This window comes from Halodesulfurarchaeum sp. (genome assembly GCF_036626455.1).
Classification (GTDB): Archaea; Halobacteriota; Halobacteria; order Halobacteriales; family Halobacteriaceae; genus Halodesulfurarchaeum.
In genome coordinates, this window is the sequence record NZ_JAZKRK010000019.1 from 1 (window position 1) to 21,147 (window position 21,147).

The 21,147-nt window shown below is 58.7% G+C and carries 19 protein-coding genes; 5 read left to right on the forward strand and 14 right to left on the reverse strand.

Annotation, left to right across the window (positions count from 1 at the left end; translation table 11 throughout):
• The 4 genes from V5A26_RS07155 to V5A26_RS07170 all read left to right on the forward strand — a co-directional run.
• Nucleotides 1-820, forward strand: an 820-nt coding sequence (locus V5A26_RS07155) for an anaerobic glycerol-3-phosphate dehydrogenase subunit B (protein ID WP_332322301.1), incomplete at its 5' end; no start/stop codon positions are given.
• A complete protein-coding gene (locus V5A26_RS07160) occupies nucleotides 817-2,148 on the forward strand; it encodes an anaerobic glycerol-3-phosphate dehydrogenase subunit C (RefSeq protein ID WP_332321505.1) in 1,332 nt (443 codons plus the stop codon). The genes V5A26_RS07155 and V5A26_RS07160, both read left to right, overlap by 4 nt.
• Before the next feature lie 88 nt (nucleotides 2,149-2,236).
• Entirely contained in the window at nucleotides 2,237-3,259 is a 1,023-nt protein-coding gene (locus V5A26_RS07165; RefSeq protein ID WP_332322302.1) for a metallophosphoesterase family protein, read from the forward strand.
• 60 nt (nucleotides 3,260-3,319) lie between these two features.
• Nucleotides 3,320-4,069 carry a hypothetical protein gene (locus V5A26_RS07170; RefSeq protein ID WP_332321503.1) on the forward strand — a complete coding sequence of 250 codons (750 nt, stop codon included), beginning with the start codon at nucleotides 3,320-3,322 and terminating at the stop codon, nucleotides 4,067-4,069.
• Nucleotides 4,070-4,143: 74 nt separating this feature from the next.
• On the opposite strand, the gene V5A26_RS07175 is transcribed toward V5A26_RS07170, so the two are convergent.
• From V5A26_RS07175 to V5A26_RS07215, 9 genes are all read right to left on the reverse strand, one after another.
• The gene (locus tag V5A26_RS07175; protein WP_332321502.1) at nucleotides 4,144-5,730 is read right to left on the reverse strand and encodes an APC family permease; all 1,587 of its coding nucleotides are present in this window, start codon (nucleotides 5,728-5,730) and stop codon (nucleotides 4,144-4,146) included.
• Nucleotides 5,731-5,828: 98 nt separating this feature from the next.
• On the reverse strand, nucleotides 5,829-7,343 hold the full coding sequence (locus V5A26_RS07180; protein WP_332321501.1) for an aldehyde dehydrogenase family protein: 1,515 nt from the start codon (nucleotides 7,341-7,343) through the stop codon (nucleotides 5,829-5,831).
• 31 nt (nucleotides 7,344-7,374) lie between these two features.
• Entirely contained in the window at nucleotides 7,375-8,574 is a 1,200-nt protein-coding gene (locus V5A26_RS07185) for an iron-containing alcohol dehydrogenase (RefSeq protein WP_332321500.1), read from the reverse strand.
• 111 nt (nucleotides 8,575-8,685) lie between these two features.
• A complete protein-coding gene (locus V5A26_RS07190; RefSeq protein WP_332321499.1) occupies nucleotides 8,686-9,477 on the reverse strand; it encodes an IclR family transcriptional regulator in 792 nt (263 codons plus the stop codon).
• A gap of 634 nt (nucleotides 9,478-10,111) precedes the next feature.
• The gene (gene rdfA / locus V5A26_RS07195; RefSeq protein WP_332321498.1) at nucleotides 10,112-10,732 is read right to left on the reverse strand and encodes a rod-determining factor RdfA; all 621 of its coding nucleotides are present in this window, start codon (nucleotides 10,730-10,732) and stop codon (nucleotides 10,112-10,114) included.
• A gap of 3 nt (nucleotides 10,733-10,735) precedes the next feature.
• Entirely contained in the window at nucleotides 10,736-12,658 is a 1,923-nt protein-coding gene (locus V5A26_RS07200; protein ID WP_332321497.1) for an archaea-specific SMC-related protein, read from the reverse strand.
• 107 nt (nucleotides 12,659-12,765) lie between these two features.
• On the reverse strand, nucleotides 12,766-13,548 hold the full coding sequence (locus V5A26_RS07205) for an IclR family transcriptional regulator (RefSeq protein ID WP_332321496.1): 783 nt from the start codon (nucleotides 13,546-13,548) through the stop codon (nucleotides 12,766-12,768).
• Between the two features lie 132 nt (nucleotides 13,549-13,680).
• On the reverse strand, nucleotides 13,681-14,502 hold the full coding sequence (locus tag V5A26_RS07210) for a DUF1638 domain-containing protein (protein WP_332321495.1): 822 nt from the start codon (nucleotides 14,500-14,502) through the stop codon (nucleotides 13,681-13,683).
• Nucleotides 14,503-14,598: 96 nt separating this feature from the next.
• A complete protein-coding gene (locus V5A26_RS07215) occupies nucleotides 14,599-15,255 on the reverse strand; it encodes a cobalamin B12-binding domain-containing protein (RefSeq protein WP_332321494.1) in 657 nt (218 codons plus the stop codon).
• 199 nt (nucleotides 15,256-15,454) lie between these two features.
• Between V5A26_RS07215 and V5A26_RS07220 the strand changes: the two genes are divergently transcribed.
• A complete protein-coding gene (locus V5A26_RS07220) occupies nucleotides 15,455-16,303 on the forward strand; it encodes a dihydropteroate synthase (protein WP_332321493.1) in 849 nt (282 codons plus the stop codon).
• 88 nt (nucleotides 16,304-16,391) lie between these two features.
• On the opposite strand, the gene V5A26_RS07225 is transcribed toward V5A26_RS07220, so the two are convergent.
• The 5 genes from V5A26_RS07225 to V5A26_RS07245 form a co-directional block, all read right to left on the reverse strand.
• Nucleotides 16,392-17,591 (reverse strand): MFS transporter, encoded by a 1,200-nt coding sequence (locus V5A26_RS07225; protein WP_332321492.1) that lies wholly within the window; start codon nucleotides 17,589-17,591, stop codon nucleotides 16,392-16,394.
• A 322-nt stretch (nucleotides 17,592-17,913) separates the two neighbouring features.
• Entirely contained in the window at nucleotides 17,914-18,171 is a 258-nt protein-coding gene (locus tag V5A26_RS07230) for a hypothetical protein (RefSeq protein WP_332321491.1), read from the reverse strand.
• Between the two features lie 177 nt (nucleotides 18,172-18,348).
• The gene (locus tag V5A26_RS07235) at nucleotides 18,349-19,023 is read right to left on the reverse strand and encodes a hypothetical protein (protein ID WP_332321490.1); all 675 of its coding nucleotides are present in this window, start codon (nucleotides 19,021-19,023) and stop codon (nucleotides 18,349-18,351) included.
• A 111-nt stretch (nucleotides 19,024-19,134) separates the two neighbouring features.
• Nucleotides 19,135-20,433 (reverse strand): uroporphyrinogen decarboxylase family protein, encoded by a 1,299-nt coding sequence (locus V5A26_RS07240; RefSeq protein ID WP_332321489.1) that lies wholly within the window; start codon nucleotides 20,431-20,433, stop codon nucleotides 19,135-19,137.
• Between the two features lies 1 nt (nucleotide 20,434).
• Nucleotides 20,435-21,100 carry a cobalamin B12-binding domain-containing protein gene (locus V5A26_RS07245; RefSeq protein ID WP_332321488.1) on the reverse strand — a complete coding sequence of 222 codons (666 nt, stop codon included), beginning with the start codon at nucleotides 21,098-21,100 and terminating at the stop codon, nucleotides 20,435-20,437.
• Nucleotides 21,101-21,147 lie beyond the last annotated feature (47 nt).

Sequence of the window (21,147 nt, forward strand, 5' to 3'; positions counted from 1 at the left end):
GCTGGTTGACTTCGATGCGCCCTCGGCCGCGGCCCACCTCGTGGCTGCAGGCGTCCCCTTCGAGGCTCGTGGAGCGACTATCAGCTTCCCCCTTGACTTCGAGGCTGACGCGAAGCAAACCCGGTACGCACATGCACTCGATATCGACGAAGGCGGTGTTCGGGCCCGGCTCGCCGACCGGATCGCGGCCCAGCACGAGGGCGAGCCGCGAATCGGGCTCCCGGCTGTGCTTGGCACCGACGAACACCACGAGATCCGGAACGAACTCGCCACCGCCCTTGACGCGGCTGTCTTCGAAGTCCCGACTGGTCCACCGAGCCTGCCAGGGATTCGTCTCGAGACGCTGTTTCGGAGTGCGCTGCGCGAGGCGGGCGTGGAAGTCGTACAAAACACCGTCGTCGAGTCCCAGGCGACGGGGAGGCAGATCGCGTCGGTGACGGTGGACCGGAACGGCCAGCGGATTTCACACGCCGCCTCCTCGTTCGTGCTTGCCACCGGCGGCCTCGTGGGAACAGGACTGGAATCTGCCCGTGAAGGCGTCCGAGAGCCGGTATTCGGCTGTCAGGTCCCCGTCCCCGAGGATCGTTCGGAGTGGTACGTAACGGATCCGTACGGTGAACAGCCCTATGCTCGGTTCGGCGTCTCCGTCGACGAGCAACTGAGACCACAGTCGGCGGTGGGAGATCCCGAGTTCGAGAATCTCCGAGCCGCCGGGAGCGTCATCGGTGGGTTCGACTTCACCGCTTCGGGCTCGGGGACGGGGATCAGCCTCGCGACTGGAGAACTCGCCGGACGTCTGGCGGGGGAGGACGTGACATGAGCGACTCGGAGTTCCCTGATCTTGGAGTTGGCCCCATCGACGCGTCCGGGGACCGGGTCGATCTCCGACCGGGATCGGACGATTGCTATGCCTGTTCGACCTGCGATACGAACTGTCCGGTTGCGGCCGTCGAGGATTCGTTCCCGGGCCCGAAGTTTCAGGGCCCCGAACAATGGCGACTTTCGCGGGACGGTGAGACGGAAATCGACCCATCCATCTTGGAGTGTTCGAACTGTTTGCGGTGTGATTCCTCCTGTCCATCCGACGTCCCACTCTCCCAGATGCATAACGAGGCCCGGGCCGAGTACGTTTCGAGTGACCTCTCGAAGCTGAGCCGGACCTACTGGCGCAATCGACTGCTCGCGAACTATCGAACCTCCGCTTGGCTGGCCAGCAAGCTGCCACGGCTGGCAAACGCCGTCATGGGATCCGGTCCGGTTCGGTGGCTCCTTGACCGAACGCTGGGTGTCACGGCCGAGCGGGAGTTTCCCGAATTCGTGACCGAGACCTTCAGAGAGTGGTGGGACGGCCGCGGCGGTCCTGCTGAATCGAGAGCCCGAGCCCGCGAACATCGCGAACGGCTGGGGCACGATCTGGACGCGGACCTGAAAGTCGCATACTTCCACGGCTGCTATGCCAACTACAATACGCCGGAGGTTGGCAAAGCGATGGTGCGGGTCTTCGAGCACTTCGGGTACGAGGTCATCGTTCCGGAGCAGCGATGTTCGGGGACCCCGATGTTCGCCAACGGGATGCTTGCGGACGCCCGCCGGCATGCCGAGGTGAACGTGGACTCCCTCGGAACCGCCATCGAGGCGGGCTACAGCATTATCACGAGCTGTACCTCCTGTTCGATGGCGTTGCGACAGGAGTATCCCGAGCTGTTCGAACTGTCTGGAATCGACACGCTCGCTGGCCATACGTGGGAGGCGATGGAGTTCCTTCGGGCGAAGACCGACATCGCCGCGGAACTGGGGGCCGCGTCGGTCGACGAGGACGAATTCGGGACCCTCGCCTACCACGCCCCCTGTCACGCGCGGGACCAGGGACTCGACGGCCAGCCCGTGGAACTGTTCGCCCCGCTGGACGGCGCCGACGCGGCGGACGTGGGTGATTCCTGTTCGGGTATCTCGGGAACCTACGGCTGGAAGGACGAGCACTACGACACCTCGATGGCCATCGGGAGGGAGATGTTCGAGCACATGGATCGGGTTGACGGGGAAACGGGTCTCACCGAATGTCCGACCTGTGCCTCACAGATGGAACACGGGACTGGCGACGACGTTTGCCACCCACTCGAGGTGATCGAGGCGGCACTGGTGGAGTGAGGATTTCCCCGACCAATCGACGAATTGCGCCCGGCGGACGGGAGGTTAATAACAATCGAGGTGCATGCTATGTTGTGGTGTGATACCGATGGGTCTGCTTAACAACCTCAAAGACTGGCTGAATCAGGAACAGAAGGACCTCGAGGAGGGTGGCATGGACAAAGACGAGGGCGTGACCAGGCTGTTTTTCGCCACGGACGTCCACGGCTCGACTGTTTGCTGGCGGAAATTCATCAACGCCGCGGAATACTACAGCGCCGATGTGCTCGTGCTCGGCGGGGACACGACCGGCAAGGCGATCATGCCGATCATCCGGGAGAACGGGACCTACCGCTTCAACCGCGGCGGACAGGAACAGGTCATCGAGCGTGACGAACTCGAAGACGCAAAGGAGTCGATGGAGAACGCCGGGTACTATTCGTACGTGTTGACCCAGGCCGAATACCAGGAACTCGAGCAGGCCTCGGATTCACAGGAACGCCAGGACGAGATCTTCGAGGAGAAGATGGTCGAGCGAGCGGAGAAGTGGCGGGCTCTTGCCGAGGAGCGGTTGCCCCGGGACTTTCCCGTGTATGTCTCTCCGGGTAATGACGATCCCTTCCACGTCGATCAGGTCTGGGAGGAGTCCGATCTTATCGATCTCGTCGAAGGAGAAGTCGTCGAGATCGGTGACGGCTACGAGATGGCCAGTACCGGCTGGACGAACCCGACGCCGTGGGATACCGATCGCGAGGAGTCCGAATCGGAACTCGCCGATCGGCTTGAGGCGGTCATCGACAAGATCGACGACATGGATCGGGCCATCTTCAACTTCCACGCCCCGCCGTATGATTCCCAGCTCGACGACGCCCCCGAGCTTGACGAGAACCTCAAGCCGAAATTCGGGGCGCAGTCTACCGAACCGGTCGGAAGTACGGCGGTACGGGAGGCAATCGAAACCTACCAACCACCACTCTCGCTTCACGGACACATCCACGAATCGCGGGGCCAGACCAGGATCGTGGACACGATCGCCGTCAATCCAGGGAGCGTCTATTCGGAAGGGTCCCTCCAGGGTGCGATCATCGACCTCCGACCCGAGGTGGACGTCGTCGGGCTGGTCCGAGGATAGCTTTACATGCTAGCACGGGTTACGGAGTAACATGCCACGGTCAGGCCGACACCCCGACACATGACAGCCGAAAACCCACTTGCCGATCCGGTCGCGGAGGGGAACCGAATCGTCGAAGCAGCGGTCGAACGGGATCTCACCGTCAAGAAGATCGGGGGAACTGCCATCCACGATCGCTCGGAGACCGTCCAGGTGGAGCCGTTCAAGCGGGAGTATCGCGATGTCGACTTCGTCGGCCATCGCGCCGAGGAGTCCGAAGTTGAAGATTTCATGGTCGAAATGGGCTACGAGGCGAACGAGCGTTTCAACACGATGCGGCCTTCCCGTCTCGAGTTCGTGGATCCCGAAAACGAACGCAAGGCCGACTTCATCCTCGATAAATTCAGGTTTTCCCACGAGTGGAGCTTGAAAAACCGACTCGACACCGATCACGACACCGTCCCGATCGAGGATCTCCTGCTCTCGAAACTCCAGATCGCGGAGATCAGCGACCGGGACATGCGGGACATCATTGCCCTGCTCAACGACCACGACGTCGAACACGGTGGGACCGGTGGGACGATCGACGCCGACTACGTCGCCGACCTCTGCCGGAGCGACTGGGGACTGTACAAGACACTCTCGATCAACCTCGGCAAGGTCTGGGAGTACCTCCACGAGAACGACCTGCCGGTCGCCGAAGCGGCGATCGAGGACCGGCTCGCGACGCTCGAATCGGCCATCGAGTCGGTTCCAAAGACCCTCCGGTGGAAGCTGCGCTCGCTCATCGGGGAACGGAAGCAGTGGTACCGGAAACCGGAACTTTCCTGAGAAGCCGATTATCGATCCGGGTCGCCGCGTATTGTGGCCCGATAAAAACGCGAATCAGAACGGACGGTCGGGAATCAGTCCGTCGGGATCTCGGAGTGAATCTTGTCCAGATCCACACCTTCTTTCTTCCGGTACCACTTCATCCCGAAGTAGAGTACCCCAGCGAGGATGTAGAGGATCACCATGAATCCGGCCGACCGGACGTTGTTGATCCCGTAGACGTCCTTGGTCGCCCAGAGGTAGAACACCGTCAGCAGCAGGAACGCGTATACCACGCCCGTGATGGTGACCAGTGGGACGCCTGCGATCTCGTACCGCGAGATCCAGGTGTTCGAGAACAGGTCCGGGCGACGGTAGGGCAACAGGAGGCCGGCGACGGTGGTCCCGAAGTAGGTTATCGCGATCAGGAAGGTCGCATCCAGGGTGAGCGTCTGGAATCCCGGAACGAAGAAGTAAATCACGGTGAGGATTAACGAGGGAATTGCCATCATCAGGATGGCGTTGATTGGGGCGTTGTACTTGCCTTTCACCGCGGCGAAGGCCTCCGGGATCGCACGGTCGAAGGCGGTCGCGAAGATCACCCGGGTGGAGGAGAGGAACACTGTCCCCGACCAGGCGAAGAACCACCCGGCCATCAGGATCGCCATCAACTTCGCCAGCGGGCCACCACCCATGGCGATTGCCGCGAGGGTCGTGGGCGAGGAGAGCCACTGCAGTTCCCCGGACCCGACGAAGTGGAGGTAATTGAGCGACTGGTAGAACTCATACCCCATCGCGGCGTCGAAGAGCGGCCAGAGGATCATCGCGAACACGCCCGCCGCGATGAGGGCGGCCTCGAGAACGCCGAACATCTTCTTGAACTCGCCGGCCTCACGCACCTCGCCGAACAGCGTGGCCCCCCACACGGTCCACATGATCCAGAACAGTAGCATCGGGAACAGCTGGTAAGCGGGGCCGAAGTCGAAGCTCACGAGCGGAGCGAAGCTCACTTCGACGCCGCTCAGGACGCCCTGGTAGGTGGTGTCGATTCCCCACTGGGCCATGTGCGCGTCGAAGGCCGTCTGGAACCCCGACGGGCTGGTCGTCAGCAGGCCGCCGACGAACAGGACCATGCCGGCGACGCCGAGGTAGAAAAGCGCCTGTTGGATTCGGGCATACCACTTCATCCCGAGACTCACGTAGATGAAGACGAAAGCGACGACGACCAGCGAGGAGACGAACAGTCCCATACTCGAGTTCCAGAACGCCGCAATCTCCGGATAGCCGAAGAGTGCGGATATCGGCCCGAAGACGAGCCATGAAAGGATCGAGCCGTAAATCGGAACCCATAACCACAGGGCGAAGACCCACCCTGGCCAGGAGAGGAACATGCCCCAGAATCCACCAAGTAACCGACTCTGCCACACATAGTCGCCACCGACGCGAGGCATGGCGGCGATCAGCGTCGCGAAAATGACGTTTTGCAGCGTGAGCACGACGATGGCGATAATCGTGGCGAAGATGGGACTTGCGGCGGGAATGAAGGAGTTGAACGTCCAGATGTAGAAGCCAAGGGTGACGATATTGACCGAGAGGAAGGCGTATATCCACGCGTCGTAGGAAGACCATTCTCTGACCAGTCCGGTAGCTTCTCTGACGAACAGACTTTCATCTCCTGACATGCAAAAAAATGTATTGGCCCCTTTTACTTATAATTAGTGTTGAGTGGTACCAAGAAACACGGAAACGGAGTGTCTCCGACCGGCTCCGAGGAACTCGGTTATAGGCTCGGTTCGTCGAGGTTCACGTAAACGGACTTCTTCCGCCGGTAATGATCGAGAGCGTCCCGGCCGAGGTCCTTCCCGATGCCGGAGTCCTTGAAGCCCCCGTAGGGGGCCTCCGGGATTATGGGGCCGTACTCATTGACATAGACCAATCCGGCGTCGATGTCCGCGGCAGCATTGTGGACGATGGAGGTGGACTCGGAACCGATCCCCGCCGCGAGCCCGTAATCGACGTCGTTAGCGAGTTCGATCGCCTCCTCGTAGGTGGAAAACGGGATGATCGTCTGAACCGGGCCGAAGATCTCCTCCTGAGCGATCTGCATGTCGTTTTCCACGTTGCCGAAAACGGTGGGCTCGACGTACCACCCATCACTTAGTGCCGGATCCTCCGGCATCGAACCACCTGTCAGGAGCGTGGCCTCCTCGCGGCCGATATCCATGTACTCCGTGACCGTCTCGAACTGCGATTCGGAGGTCAGCGGCCCCATCGTCGTTTCCTCGTCGAGTGGGTCACCGAGGACGTACGACTCAGCGTGGGCCACGAAGCGCTCGGTGAACTCCTCGAGGACGTCCTCGTGGACGAGCGCACGCGAGAAGGCATCACAGATCTCCCCTGTCGCATAGAAGATGCCCGCACCGACGGCGGGGACGACTTTGTCGAGGTCCGCGTCCGGAAAGACGATGAAGGGCGACTTGCCGCCGAGTTCGAGGGTCACTGGTGTGATCGTGTCCGCTGCGCTGTGCATCACATGTGAGCCCACCTCCGTACTTCCCGTAAAGGAGAGCTTCCGCACGTCCTCGTGGGAGACGAGCGGATCGCCGACTTCTGAGCCCGAGCCCGGAAGGACCGAAACGACCCCGTCCGGGACGATCCCGGACGCGAGTTCCGCCATGTAAATCGCAGAGAGCGGACTGTCAGCGGAAGGTTTCAGGATCGAAGCGTTCCCGGCCGCGAGGGCCGGGCCGAACTTCCAGGCCGCCCCCCAGGTCGGGAAGTTCCAGGGAACGATCTGGCCGACGACGCCGTGGGGCTCATACCGGGTATAGAGGTGGACGTCGTCCCTGGCCTGGATCTGCTTGCCCCACTGGTCTCGGGCGATCGAGGCATAATACTCGAGGGTGTCGATTGCCCCCTTTACCTCCCCTTTCGCGTCCGAGAGTGGCTTCCCCGTGTCGATCGTTTCGAGCAGCGCCACCTCGTCGACGTGTTCGGCGAGTTCGTCCGCCCAGTCGAAGAGAATCGAACCACGCTCTGTAGGGGTCGTCTCGCTCCACCCGTCGAAGGCCTCCCAGGCCGTCTCGACAGCCCGGTCCACGTCCGAGGCGTCGGCCCGGTCGACTTCGGTGATCGGTTCGTCGACGACCGGGTCTCGAGTCTCGAACCGGTCTCCCGTTGGCGACGGTTCGCCGTCGATCCAGGCGTGAAAGTCGCTGATCGATTCGACTTGGTCGTGGGCAGCGCGGTGGTCCTTGTACAGTTCGTCGATTGATTTCGTACCTATGTGTGTCATTTATTTTCAGTGTGGTGGCTATCGGTTTGGGTTAGTAGGCGTCCCGGGCCACGTCGAGCAGATCCTCGGCGTCGGCCGGTCGCGGATTGTCGTGGATTTCGAAGGTGTCCATCGACTTCTCGGCGATCCCCGGGAGATCGGCCTCATCGACGTCGAGGTCCGCCAGCCCGGCTGGCAGATCGACCGACGCGATGAGTTCTTCAACAGCCTCGACCGCGGCTTCCGCGGCTTCGCGGTCGGACATGCCGGAGACGTCCACGCCCATGGCCTCGGCGACTTCCCCGTAGCGTTCCGGAACGGCTTCGAGGTTGTATCGCATCACCGCCGGCGTGTAGGCGGCGATCGCCTCGCCGTGGGGGATCTCGGGATACATGCCACCGGTCACCTCCGCGAGAGAGTGGATGGCGCCGAACCCGCCGAAGTTCTCCCCGATGCCGGCCGTGTGTGAGGCAAAGAGCATCTGTTCTCTGGTCTCGAGGTCACCCTCCTCGTAGGCTCGCGGAAGGTATTCGGTCACCCGTGCCATCACGTCGGTCGTCAGTGGGGTCAACACCGGTGGGCTGACCGCGGAGACGTGGTTTTCGAGCGCGTGAGAGAACGCGTCGAAACCGGTCGCGGCCGTCTGCCGCGGGGGCAAGGAGCGGGTGAGTTCCGGATCCACGAGGGAAACCTCTGCGCCGAGATAGGGGCCTCCCGGGTAAAGCGGGGACTGGCCCAGGGCCATTTTGAACTCGCGTTCCTCGTCCGTGATCACGGCCCAGAAGTCCACTTCGCTCCCGGTGCCGGCGGTCGTCGGGACTGTGACGAGGGGGAGCGGATCGTTCTCGATCATTCCCTTCATTACGTCCTCGCCGCTCTTGACCTCGTAATCGGCGATCTCTCCGGGATTCGTGGCGAGCAGGGTGACGCCCTTCGCGACGTCCATCGAACTCCCGCCACCGACCGAAATCACGAAGTCACACTCCTCTGTCTGCCGGAGGGCTTCGGCTGCTTCCACCATCGACACGGTCGGATTCGGCTTAACCCCTTCAAAGACGGCAAAATCGATCCCAGTGGCGGAGAGCGATTCCTCGATGCCATCGAGCAGGCCTGCATCGATGATTCCCGGGTCGGTGACGAGGAGTGCCTTGCCCCATTCTTTCTGTTCGACGATCGATCCGACGTTCTCGCTCGTTCCGACCCCGAATTCGATCCAGATGGGGAAAGAGTAGGTGTAGGATTCGAGGCTCATCGCCGGCCCCCGTCTCCATGTTGGCAAGTCATATGGTCGATACCCCAGTATCTCGGCTGGTCATTCGCATTCATGCCCACCTGAAACATTTCGGGCAATCTCCAATAAAAGTTATCCGGAAAACGTATCGGCCACAGCCTCGTGGAGCTCGGTCACGACGGTCTCATGGACCGGAGCGATTTCTCCTTCGAGGATATCATCGGTCAGCCGGTACGCCGGTCCCGAAACACTCAACGCCCCCAGTAGTTTTCCATCAGGTCGACGGACCGGTCGGCTCATGCTCACCAGTCCTTCCTGATATTCCTCGTGGGCGATGGCATACCCTTGCTCGTCGATCTGCTCGAGTGCTGCGAAGAGGGCCTCCCGGTCGGTGATCGTCTCGGAGGCTACCTGAGGGAGCCCCCATCGATTGATGACCCCCTCGACTTCCTCCTGGTCGTAAGTCGCGAGCAGTGCTTTCCCCGAGGCGACCGAGTGCATGTAGTACTGATCGCCGAGGCGGGCCCGATACCCCGAGTTGGTGTCTGGCCGTTTCTCCCACTTGTGATAGGCCCCGAAGATGGTGTATACGAGGCCTTGCTCTTCGACCACGAAGTCGACATCCTCCTCGGTGCGTTCCTGAAGGGTGCGAACGGCCTCCTCGATCCGGCTGTAGGCCGGGAATCCGGTCCGGGCGGTTTCACCGAGATTGAGAAGCTTCAGGCCCGGGTAATACGCCCCTTTCTCCTTCCTGAGGTACCCGTGATAGACCAACGTCGAGGCGTGTTTGTGGACCGTACTCTTTGCCACGCCGACTGTTTCGGCAAGTTCGGTGGTCCGCGCCCCTGGCGAGGATCGAATGGCTTCGATGATCGCAAACGAGGTTTCGGTGGTTCCGACGGGGTGATCCGGTTTTTGTCGCATGCTCAGTGATAACAGGGTCCAATTGAATAATTGTTTCCCATTTGGAAACAGTGGACTACAGGCGAAATCAATTCAACAACCTGGTATCCCATTATTTATATTCCGATATTTGCTGGACAATCCAATCAAAATTTAACATATTACTGAATTGCTTACAGAAACTGGAACGAAACCGGCCGCAAAACGTGCTGTTCATAATCGATTTTCGCCATTAGAAACAGCTAGTCTGTGGGATGTCTTCGCTGTGCTGATGGGCCTCTCAGGCAGGACTGAATGTTTGCCGAGGACACGATGAATGGCCCTCTCTCGCTGTGTCATTTCGAGATTGCGTCAAACGAACGCGATTTGAATATGTCACTCCCATCGAGGCGCCCTGTCTGGACACGAATTGGACGAATTTGTGGATTAGGTTCGAAAAGCTCGGTGTTACAACTCAAACCAGTGACAACTGGATCGTTTTTCTGATTGGTTTCTGCAAACGAATCGGTTGAAAAACCATCCGGTAGCGTGGATCCGATTGGAGTTCCGATGGATCGAGGCCGAGGGGAAACGAGCTATGCTCCCGAGGTTTGACGCGCTCGGGTTATCCTGAAGCACCTGCTTTTTCCTAACAATAGTACTGGTGTTATGTAACCTATCCGCAGTCACACCCGCCCCGTTCGAGGAGTTCTTCGACGTCGAATTGCCGACCACAGTCCTCACAGTAGACCTGCACCTGAACGAGTACCCGGCTCTCTCCGAGCGAGAGGGAATCCCGGGTCGCTAATTCTTCGAGTTGTCCCTCAGTCACAGCCCGTAACCGCCCGCGCAAGGATTGAATCCGACTGCGAGAGGCTGTGATCGGATCACTCGACTCGCGTTCGTATTCGGCTCCCCGGACGGACTGCAGATAGGTTCGAACAGCCTGATAGGAGACGAGGTCGGCCGCAAGATCGGTCGTGGACACACCGAGGTTTTCGAGTCGGGTGGTGACGTCACGGACTGTCGCACCATCGGCCTCCCCCTGCAATGCCGCATAGACGGTCTCTATCTCGCCGGTTAATGGCCTATCCCCGCGTTGTTCGAGTACTGACTCGACGATTCGCCGGTTGACCAGGTCGGCCAGGTCCCGGAGGCTCTGTCGGTCACTTTCGGGAGCGGTCCAGGCTGCTTCGAGTTCATCACCCAATCCCGCCAGTCCGTAACTCTCGATCACTCGTGCGACTTTGCTGGGGCGGCCGGGTGAGCCGTCAGTGTCGTGATTGGTATTAGGCATCGGTCAGATGTCCATCACCCGGTGATAGCTGTCATCCAGTGCCTGGGCATCCTCCGGGAGCAACGCGATGAGTAGATACGGGACGTGGTCCTCGAAATAGTCGACCAGACGGGCAATCCGGTCACTGTCTAAAGCCTCGACCGAATCGAGGAGCATGAAGGGGACCGTCTCACTCACTTCATGCACCAGGTAGCCGGCAAGCGCAAAAACGAGGCCGGTCACCTCACGTTCGCTTTCGCTCAGGTGGTCGATGGAGTCCTCGTATGCGGTCCCAGAGCGGTCATTCCGAACGACGTGCATGTGAAACTCCGTGTCCCCGGTTTCCTCGGCCCCACGCCGTTCGATCCAGATGCGAGCGATGTTTTCATACCCCATGATGTCGAGGATCTCTTCCATTCGATCGTTGAACTCAGCGATGGCTTCCGTTTCGATCCGTTCGACCCGCGTTCGCAACTCTGTGAGGACCTCGGTCACCGACTCGCGTTCGGTCTCGAGTTCATCTTGCCGTTCCAGCCGATCCACGATGTCCTTGAGTTGTGATTCGATCTCGTCCCGGTCGGTTTCCAGTTGTTCGATCTCGATCTCGAGTCGGTTGGCCGTTTGGTGGAGATCTAGGAGTTCATCGTGGCTCTGGGCGAACTCAAGGGACTCGATTTCGGCCTCCGTGGACTCGATTTCGGTCTCCAATTCGTCTCGTCTCTTTTCGAGGCCCTCGATCGTCTCGACACGAGACTCGATTTCGTTCTCGGTGCGATCCAGCTGGTGTTCGAGTTCCTGGCGACGATCCATCTGTTCCTCGAGCTGTTCGATGTCCTCTCTCACTGAGTCGATTTCTGTTTCAAGGTCCGAAATTCGATCCAGCTTGTCAGATTGCAGTTCGCGAAGTCGATCGATCGTTCCGATGATCTGGGAGCGCTCGACCGATGAGCCACAGGTCCAGCAGGTTACTGAATCGGAGCCGACCAGCTGGTCTGTTACTGCAGTGGTATCTCCGTCCAACTCTGTGAGGATGCTCTCCTCGCCATCGATAAGGTCCTCGTTGTACTGCACGAGGTTTTGCAGTTCGCTCACTGCCGACTCGAGGCGGGATTTGGTCTCCCGGAGTGTTGAGACGCGGTTTTCGAGTTCGCCTCGTTTGTCACGGACCGATTCGGGTGCTGATTCGAGTTCGGCCGCTAACTCGTCTTGTTCGGTCCGCGCTTCGGTGAGACTGTTCCGTTCGGCGTCCAGACGGTCCCTGACGGAGGCGAGATCTGAGCGCAGCATTTGGACCTCCTCGAAGGCTGCTTCCATCGCGTCTTTGGTCTCTTTCGTTTCGGTAAGATCCGCTTCGGCTCCCGCTATTTCCTCGCGAACCGCCTCGAGTTCCGCCCGCTTGTCTTCGATGTCGGCTTCGATTCGAGTTTTACGCTCCGTGAGTTCGGGTTGCTGACTTCGCAGGGAGTCCAGCTCGGCGATCTGTTCGTCAAGTTGTGATTTGCGAGCCTGTTTATGGGTGATTTCGGCCTGAATCGCCGTCGTATCGATGGGTTCCATGATCACCGAGCGCAGATCACGCCGTCTGATCACCGCCTGTCTGGCTGCATTTGTTTCGAGGAGAAAGGCGAACGTGTCGGCCGGGGTTGGATCGTCGAGATACGGCTCCCCACTGGCTCGGACACCGGTTCCGGTACGTTCGAACCGGCGTGTGTAGGTGGTATTTCCGATCTGTAGTTCGACCCGCCCAGCGTCGGCATCCGCTTTGATCGAGGGTTTATCGCTTCCGAGTGCGCCCATAACCGCCTGAAGAAAAGAGGTTCGGTTTGTCGCGTTTTCGCCTTTGAGGACGGTGACCCCCGGTGAAAGTGAGATAGACGTTTCGGAGATACCACCGATGTTTTCCACGGACACGGTTGCTTGTGGAGTCTCGGTCGTTGTGTGAGCCATGTTATCCGCTACAAACCCCCTCAGATACATGTATGTATTGGTGAAATCACAGGGACTCCAAGTTTACTAACGCACATATGGTTGTTAGGAAAATCCGATGCCACTTCTTATGTTGCAATTTGATTTGTGACCGTCGATTCTTGTGTTTCGAACGTCAGATCGATATTCAATTTGGCGACTTTGTACGTGAGCGTTTCCCGGACCTCCTCGAGGTGGTCCTGGGTGAACCTGAGAGCCGGGCCGGCCACCACAATGGCTCCATAGAAGACATCTTTATTATCGATCACCGGAACCGATACCGTCGCGACGTTTTTGACGATAGTTTCTGTCCCATATGCGACCCCTTCGTCCCGTAACTCATCGAGTTCTGCCCTGAATGCCGCACGCCCCACCGAGTTGCCAAGTGGAAACTCCAACTCATCGAGGAGCTCTCTACGACGGGCTTCTGGGAGATGTGCGAGCACCAATTTTCCCTCCGGAGAGGTATGGAGGTTCGTTCGGAACCCCACATCGACCTTCGTTCTGATCCCGTCAGTGCCGTGTACGAGGCCCACGAACGCCAGGTCCCCCTGTGATTCGACGACGAAATTGACACTTTCACCTGTCTCCTGTGCAATTTCCCTGAGGAGCGGTTCGACGTTGTTCCACACCGTTCGTTTCTGTCGAACGGACCCTCCGAGGGTCAGAAAGTTGAGGCTCAGATGGTACTGATTCGAATCGTCCTGGACCAGGTATCCCCGATTTTTCAACGTCGAGAGGTGTCCATGAATCGTGCTTTTGGCCATGTTAAGTTCGGCAGCGAGCTCGGAGACCCCGGCCCCGTCGTGCATCAGAATTGTTTCGATGATATCGAACATGCGGTCGATCGCCCGAATCGGTGCTTGAGCCATATGTAGTCGTCTCCTGGAAGGGTCAAAAGCGTTCCTCCTGGTGGTTTTTCACTGCATTAACACTCAGCTATCCCCAAATACCGGGGCTCTCGATACAGATTACTGTTCGGCAATCACGAATACTGAAGGAAATTAGGGATGCTGTGGTCCCGTTCGGAACCCTGGCTCCTGTGGGACCGGCGTCCCGGGGTCGAGGGTGAGTACCGTGGATATAGTTTCCGGATCCGATAGCACTGCTTCGAGGTGGTCGAGAGTTCCTTCAGCAACTGTCAGACTCACGTCTCTGACTCCTTCCTCCGGGATGACCTCCGCGAAGAACTCTCGGACCCATTCGGCGTATTCGTGATGGAACGGGGTCAGTTGGTCCGTATCGATGAGAACGACGTGTCTGTACGAATCCATCACGGTGCGCAAGAGTGCGGCCGGATCGGTCCGCATCGACTCGCTCCGAGCCGCAGCCTGCTGGACTTTTTCGCTTTCGGGCCAGGAAACTCGCATGCCCGAAACCGACTGTTCGGCCTCGTCGAACCGCGCCACGAGTTCATCGAATCGTCCCGCGTATGCGTTGTATACCTTATACGAGTCGACGGCGACATCGATCCAGCCCCGGGTGAGATAATACGTCCCATCCTCTTTTCGTTCCTCTCCAGGCCCTGTCGGTTTCCCATCCAGGTACATCTCGATGCAATCCCGACCTCGGTAGACGTGAAGTGGAACCATCTCTGTCTGGAGGCCTTCGAGTGCTTCGGGGTCGTGATAGATGACGGTGACATGGTCTACGCCCTGTTCTTCGAGCGTGTTGATTCCCTCCTGGAGTAATTCGTGGGCCCGCTCGGATTCGGGAGTGTGAATCGGAAATTCGTGGTACCACTGTGGGACATACACTACCTCCGCCTCAGGAAGGAGGCGGGGGAGTTCTGGATACAGCGTTTCGCAGGCCACGATTCCGTTCATGAGCATTCAATTGATAGCTCCAAGCAAAAACCCTTCCGCAACCGGTATCCATCGAGCCCCCACTTCGCTGGCCGTCCAGATCGTGCCTGTTTGGGTTTAGGCCACACCGAGCCACTCTTTGGCACGGGTGACACCGTTCGGTGCGTCCGTTTCGTACCCGTCCGCACGGACGTAATTCCGTACGTCGTCGGTGATCTGACCGCCACCGATCATGATTTTGCGCCCGTCGCGGATGCCGTCTTCGTCGAACACCTCGATAAGTCCCTCATTTTCGAGTGTTTCGACGGTTTCTTTCATCGAGTCGAAGGCGGCTGTCAGAAAACCACTGAGCGCGACGATTTCTGGGTCGTGTTCATCGACAGCCTCGACGAACCTCTCCGGCTGGACATCGACGCCCAGGTCGACCACGTCAAAGCCGTTCAGGTCGAACATGAAGTAGACCAGATCCTTCCCGATGTCGTGGATGTCGTCTTTGACGGTGCCAAGGACGATAGTTCCAATATCGTCGCTTTCCTGATCTGGCATTTCCTCCTGAAGAAGTCCGGAGATCTGTTCGATAATTTCGCCGGCGTACATCAGATCCGGGATGAAATACTCGTCTGCCGCGTATCGGTCGCCGACGATCCCCATCCCTTTCTTGAGATCATCGAGGACATCCATGGGGTCCTCACCCGCATCGAGGCGTTCTTCTGCCATTTTGATCGCTCGTTTTTCTTCTAACTCAACGAGTGCTTCTACGAATTCCTCTGACATCGGTAACCTGACATCAACCTCGTAACGTCATTCCTTAAAGATTGCGGGGGTGAGGGCCTGAAGGCGACGATATCTCCATTTTCATTTGTCTTTCTCCAACTACATTTGGGTAACGTCAATGGAGTCTCGATTCCCGGATGGTGCGGGACCGGGAACACAATTCTTTTGCCGGCTGCCGGAGACCCTTCATTTGGATAGCATGTCACTCCAGACGAACGTCCAGGGGACGGGTTCCCCGATTACAATCGATCGGACCGAGCAAGTCAGGCTCATCGGGGAGCGGATCAACCCCCGGCCGGAATCGGCTCTTGCCGAGGCCCTGGCTGATGGAAACATGGACCCGGTTCGAGAACTGGCCGTCGAACAAGTGGAGAACGGTGCGGATCTTATCGACGTCAACGTCGACGTCGATGGAGTTGCAAAGGAGACCATCCTCCCAGCAGCCGTCAACGCAGTTGCCGAGGAAGTCGAGGTCCCGATCGTAATCGATACGAACTACGAGGACGCCGACGCCCTCGAAGCCGCCCTGGAGGTGGCACCTGGCACGCCGGTTGTCAACTCATTCAGTATGGAACCGGCGTCCCTGGAGGCGATCCTGCCGCTCGTCGCGAAATACGATACCGCCGTAATCGGCCTTACGATGGACGAGTCCGGGCCACCGGACGACGCTCAAACACGGATCGAATTCGCCAAATCACTGCTCGATGCGGCCGCCGAGTACGATATCCCGCCCGAGGACGTCATCATCGACCCGCTGGCCCTTCCCCTCTCCTCCAACGCGGAAATCGGTGCAGAGATTCTCAAAGCGATGGAGCAGATCCGCGACAAACTGGGAAACAACATCACACTCGGATTGAGCAATATCTCGTATGAGATGCCCCAGCGGGAACAGATCAACAACCACTTCCTGGCGATGGCGATCCAGTCTGGGCTGAGTGTCCCCATCGTCAACGTTGGGTCCTCCCGGGAGGCGATTTTGATCGCCGACCTCGTGATGGGGCGGGACGACTTCGCCAAGCGGTATCTCAGTTACTACCGGTCGAAGTAAGTCAACCGTCAGTTGGTGGGTTTTCCCCCTAAACAATCGGTCCGAACTGACGTCCACGCTGAGTTCACCGATATTGTGGAGAGGGGGCTCAATCGGTGAGCTCGGGGAGGGTAAAGAAGATCCCGAGGATACCCTGGAAGGAGAAGATGACCATCGCGACGAGAAAGCCGATCGTGTATCCCTGCATGTCGATCACAGGGCCGACGATGAACGGCAATCCGATAAATCCGCCCAGGTTCATCATTGCGGTCATCAGTCCCGATGCGCCACCGACGTGTTGTGCCCCGACAGGGTCACTGGCAACCCGTGGCAGCCACGTCGGAACCTCCATAATGATGGGGAGGGCCCCACCAGCGAGGTATCCTGCCACAGCCGTGCCGACGAAGAGGATCGAGGTGTTCCCAGTCAGCCAGACGGGGAACTCGACGACACCGAAACCGACTGCAGCCGTGACGAGCACGGTCTTTCGTCGATCGAGTTTCGTCGCGATAGTGGGGATCGTTAACGAGCCAAGGATCCCACCGTAGGTGATAAGCGACGCGATCTGTCCCCCCGTCGCCGGTTCGATTCCGTAGGTTTCAAAGAGTGCAACTGGCAGTTCACCCTGGATTGCGACCATCCCTGCGAGACCGGCAAACACCGCGAATGCCGCAACCCAGGTGTTTTTGCTTCGAACTGCACGCTGGAGTCCTTCGATGAGGGGCGTCGGTGGGAGTTCCTGTCCTGGCGGGGAATCACGAACCACCACGAAAAACGCGGCTGTAAAGAGGATGACGATTGCCCCAAGGATCAGGTTCCCCAGTTCCCACCCGGGGAGGAACGGTGCGATAACCATACCCGTGGAGATGCCACCCATCAGGCCGGTATTGTAGATACCGGTCGCAAGTCCCGTTTCATCCGGGGGGAACCAAACGCTCACGAGCTTTGGGAGGTTTGGCATGACGATCCCCAAGCCGACGCCCACGAGGAGCATTGAGCCCATCAGTATCGGGAAGCCGCCAGTCTGTGATCGGAGCAAAAAGCCGATCCCGGAAATCGTCATACCGAGGCTTGCGGCCCGGCGGATTCCGAGCCGATCGGCTACCATTCCGCCCGGGATACAGAGAACGGCCGCGACTCCGAATGGCACCGTCAACGCGAGTTGGAACTGGCTGCGGGTAATACCATAGAGCTCCAGGATGTTCGGCTGGAGGGTTGGCATCACATACCACGCCATGGCGACCGAGAAGAAGACTGCCCATGCCAGGCCGAGAATGGTCCACCGCTTTCTGGGATACTCCCCACTCATCTCGGAATCGTCCCCGTCCTACCAGGGGGTGCTCGCTTCGCCGTCTTTGATACTGGATACTCTCCCGAATCCGGGCTACTCATCCTGAACCACGAATGATCGATTCATCCGGCCGTGGCAAAAAGTTACCGGCAATACTCGGGGACAGCGTGAATCTGTTCTTTCGGCGGCAAGCGAATGAATCCGAAGGGTCCAGGGCTGTCGTTTCGATATTACTTCGTCGGTCCTGGCCCAGATTGATATCACGCTCACGATGGGACTGTCAGTCGACACTTCTTCGCCAAAATCGCCTCGCTGGAACGGAACGCAGTCGTCCGAACGCTCAGGCGTTTTTGGTCGCGTCGATGACCGCCTGCAGGTTTTCAGCTGGTCCGCGATAGACCGTCGCACCGGGGGTCAGCAGGAACCCATCCGGGCCAGCGGTCACAATCAGATCCTCACAGTACTCTCTGACACCCTCGGGCTCTTCAAGTTTGAGGAGGGTCATCAAATGATCCGTTCGCGTTTGGTAGCGGGTTTTGGCTTCCGCATCGACAAAGCCGAGCCCCTCTCCGTTAGCCCAGGCTGCTAAACTAACCATCCCCGCCGAAACTACCGAATAACTCTGTTATAATCTCTGCTTAACGTGCGCAGGGGGCGGGGTCCGAACGGGGCATTCGTGGCTTATCCCCGCTCTGTCTTTCGGAAACGCTTTTGCTGCCTTGAGTAATTTTTCCCCGTATCCGAGGTCGAGAAGTCCAGCCGACAGAGACCTGACTCAGGCCATCGTTTTCGCACCAGCGTACACACACTGATCGATGATATCACAATCTGCACAGGAAAGCAACAGATCGGCTTGCTCGATGTCGGACCCGATCCCCATCGCGAAAGCCAGTGTCTTTGGCGGTTCCGGGGTCGTTCCGTTTGCCAATCGAGCGCCGATTTGTTCAGTTGGGAGGTGATCGAACATGAAACGACGGCGTTCGATGGGCCACTCGCAACTACCGGACCCGGGCGCGAACACCTGAGTCGTATTGAAACCCAGCTCGTCGGTCGCGGCTCGGACCTCGGTGAGCATTTCCTCCCGGGCGACTTGCAGCGCGGCGTTCTCCAGGGCGTCCCAGACGAGTGTGTCGATTTTTGATTCGAACACGGCAGATGATGGCGATTCGACCTCGAGTGCGATCACGCCGACGACGAGGTGACTGCCTGAAACGAGAGCCGACGGGGGGTCATACGTATCGATAGCCGTCTCGTCGATCGGCACGATCTGGTAGAGACCGCGCGGCTCGACGGCGGAACGGGCCGGCTCGATGAGACGGGAGACACTCGCTTTCGTCTCCGAGCGCGATTTGGTGTCGAACCAGGTGGAAAACGGCGGCGTTCGGGCTAACTCATCGAGGTCAAAATCGACGTCGATCGATTCGAGCACCACTGGCTCTCCGACTTGCATAACAAAATAAAGACCCCGAACCGGTAAAAAGCGTTCCCACGCCGAAACTTGCGAATGGAACGTGGGGATAGCCACCAGGTCATGCCACCCACAACCTGGCAGGTGCTGGGCTTATCGGACGGACTGGAACATCGCTTCAACGTTTTCGGGTTCCGCCTCGTCGAGGCCGACTCCGGGTGCCAGGACAAATCCTTCGGTCCCGACCGTCGACAGGAGGTCCTCACAGTACTCTGTGACTGCGTCGGGTTCCCGGGTGTTGAGCAGTGAGGTCGGGACATTGCCGGCAATACAGGCTTGATCGCCCAGGATGTCCTTCGCCCGGCCCATATCGATGTCCTGGAAGTGCCATACCATGTCTCCATCGGGTAGGTCACTGATGCTCTCCAGCCGAGTCTCATAACAGCCTTCGGCAAAGAGCCATGGCACAAGATCCATGTCGAGGAGTGCTTCGATGACCGCCCGTAGTGAGGGCCAGTAGAATTCCTCGAACTCCTCGCCGGACATGAACCCGTCAGCGCCCTTGTGCAGTGGGATGAAGACGAGCGGATTGTTCTTCGCATACGAGGAAGCAATGCCCATCTCGATTGCCAGTGGCGTGATCCGTTCGATGGCTTCGAGCAACGTGTCTGGACGGCGTTTCAGGTCCATCATGATCCCACGCGTTCCTCGCATCATATCACCCAGCATGTCATAGGGCGCCAGCGTAATGCCGCCGAAACTCTGTGGATAGCCACTGGCCTGGATTTCTTGAACGGTCCCGCCCACGACTTGCTGCCAGTGCATTGCTTCTTCGCCTGCCTCGAGTAACGTTTCGATCGCCTCCCGAACTGGTGGGAGTCCGAAGGGCAGGAGATAGGGATGCACCCCGGCGATCCCGCAGGTGAGATTTGTGGATTGGGGGAACTGGGCCAGTCCGTCGAGCGCGTCGAAGGTTTCGGGAAGATATCCTCGTAGGAAGTAGTCGGTCGGGTCTTTGAGGAAATCATCGTAATCATCGACGGCCATGTATTCCCGCTCTTTTGCCTGATAGACGGTTTCCGGAGCGGACCCGTCCCCTGGCCAATCGAAGCCCTCGTAGCCGACCGTTTCGAGAGCCTTTGCGGATGGGACTGTTGGAAGGGCCCACGGGAACACGTCGGGATCGAGGTCGTCGACGAAGGTTAGCAATGCATCTTGGAGCGTTTCGGCCTCTTGCATTGCTTCGGCTGGCGTATACCCGGCGTGGAGCACTGGATAGAACGTACTGAGCAGGTTCACGGGGACTCGGTCGGGTTCCTCACACCGTATCGCGTCGGCTAAGCGTTTCGCCCGCGTTTGATACTCGGCTTTTGCCTCCTCGTCGATGAACTCGATTCCCTCGCCCTCGATCCAGGATTCAAGTGTCGGGCCGTTTGGGGGTGTGTCTGCCATTTTAGGCCTCCGGTGTTTGTCCGATCCATGATTTTGCTCGCTCGACCCCGGCTGGTGCGTCCGTTTCGTAGCCGTCTGCCCGGACGTAATTGCGTACGTCGTCGGTGATCTGCCCGCCGCCGATCATCACTTTGCGCCCGTCGCGGATGCCGTCTTCGTCGAATTCCTCGACAAGCCCCTCCGCTTCGAGGGTCTCGACGGTCTCTTTCATCGAATCGAAGGCAGCTGTGAGAAAGCCGCTGAGGGCGATAATCTCCGGGTCATTGTCCTCGACAGCGTCGACAAAGTTTTCGGGTTGGACGTCGACACCCAGGTCGATCACGTCAAAGCCATTGAGATCGAACATGAAGTAGACCAGATCCTTCCCGATATCGTGAATGTCGTCTTTGACAGTTCCAAGCACGACCGTCCCGATATGTTCTTTCTCCTGTTCGGGCATTTCCTCCTGAAGAAGCCCGGAGATCTGTTCGATAATTTCGCCGGCGTACATCAAGTCCGGAATGAAATACTCGTCTGCCGCGTATCGGTCACCGACGACCCCCATCCCTTCTTTGAGGTCGTCGAGAACAGCCATCGGATCCTCCCCAGCGTCGAGCCGTTCTTCTGCCATTTCGATCGCCTGATCCTCCTCGAGATCAGCTAATGTGTTTACGAACTCTTGTGCCATTGGTAGCCCAACTGAAAAATTCTGCGCCTCGAAACTTATAATTTTGG

Excerpts from the sequence above, each read along its gene's own strand:
- V5A26_RS07245 (WP_332321488.1), bottom strand. The coding sequence starts at position 21,100 with ATGGCACAAGAGTTCGTAAACACATTAGCTGATCTCGAGGAGGATCAG.
- V5A26_RS07235 (WP_332321490.1), bottom strand. The coding sequence starts at position 19,023 with ATGCAAGTCGGAGAGCCAGTGGTGCTCGAATCGATCGACGTCGATTTT.
- V5A26_RS07230 (WP_332321491.1), bottom strand. The coding sequence starts at position 18,171 with ATGGTTAGTTTAGCAGCCTGGGCTAACGGAGAGGGGCTCGGCTTTGTC.
- V5A26_RS07220 (WP_332321493.1), top strand. The coding sequence starts at position 15,455 with ATGTCACTCCAGACGAACGTCCAGGGGACGGGTTCCCCGATTACAATC.
- V5A26_RS07165 (WP_332322302.1), top strand. The coding sequence starts at position 2,237 with ATGGGTCTGCTTAACAACCTCAAAGACTGGCTGAATCAGGAACAGAAG.
- V5A26_RS07210 (WP_332321495.1), bottom strand. The coding sequence starts at position 14,502 with ATGAACGGAATCGTGGCCTGCGAAACGCTGTATCCAGAACTCCCCCGC.
- rdfA (WP_332321498.1), bottom strand. The coding sequence starts at position 10,732 with ATGCCTAATACCAATCACGACACTGACGGCTCACCCGGCCGCCCCAGC.
- V5A26_RS07160 (WP_332321505.1), top strand. The coding sequence starts at position 817 with ATGAGCGACTCGGAGTTCCCTGATCTTGGAGTTGGCCCCATCGACGCG.
- V5A26_RS07180 (WP_332321501.1), bottom strand. The coding sequence starts at position 7,343 with ATGACACACATAGGTACGAAATCAATCGACGAACTGTACAAGGACCAC.
- V5A26_RS07205 (WP_332321496.1), bottom strand. The coding sequence starts at position 13,548 with ATGGCTCAAGCACCGATTCGGGCGATCGACCGCATGTTCGATATCATC.
- V5A26_RS07225 (WP_332321492.1), bottom strand. The coding sequence starts at position 17,591 with ATGAGTGGGGAGTATCCCAGAAAGCGGTGGACCATTCTCGGCCTGGCA.
- V5A26_RS07170 (WP_332321503.1), top strand. The coding sequence starts at position 3,320 with ATGACAGCCGAAAACCCACTTGCCGATCCGGTCGCGGAGGGGAACCGA.
- V5A26_RS07215 (WP_332321494.1), bottom strand. The coding sequence starts at position 15,255 with ATGTCAGAGGAATTCGTAGAAGCACTCGTTGAGTTAGAAGAAAAACGA.
- V5A26_RS07185 (WP_332321500.1), bottom strand. The coding sequence starts at position 8,574 with ATGAGCCTCGAATCCTACACCTACTCTTTCCCCATCTGGATCGAATTC.
- V5A26_RS07200 (WP_332321497.1), bottom strand. The coding sequence starts at position 12,658 with ATGGCTCACACAACGACCGAGACTCCACAAGCAACCGTGTCCGTGGAA.
- V5A26_RS07240 (WP_332321489.1), bottom strand. The coding sequence starts at position 20,433 with ATGGCAGACACACCCCCAAACGGCCCGACACTTGAATCCTGGATCGAG.
- V5A26_RS07175 (WP_332321502.1), bottom strand. The coding sequence starts at position 5,730 with ATGTCAGGAGATGAAAGTCTGTTCGTCAGAGAAGCTACCGGACTGGTC.
- V5A26_RS07190 (WP_332321499.1), bottom strand. The coding sequence starts at position 9,477 with ATGCGACAAAAACCGGATCACCCCGTCGGAACCACCGAAACCTCGTTT.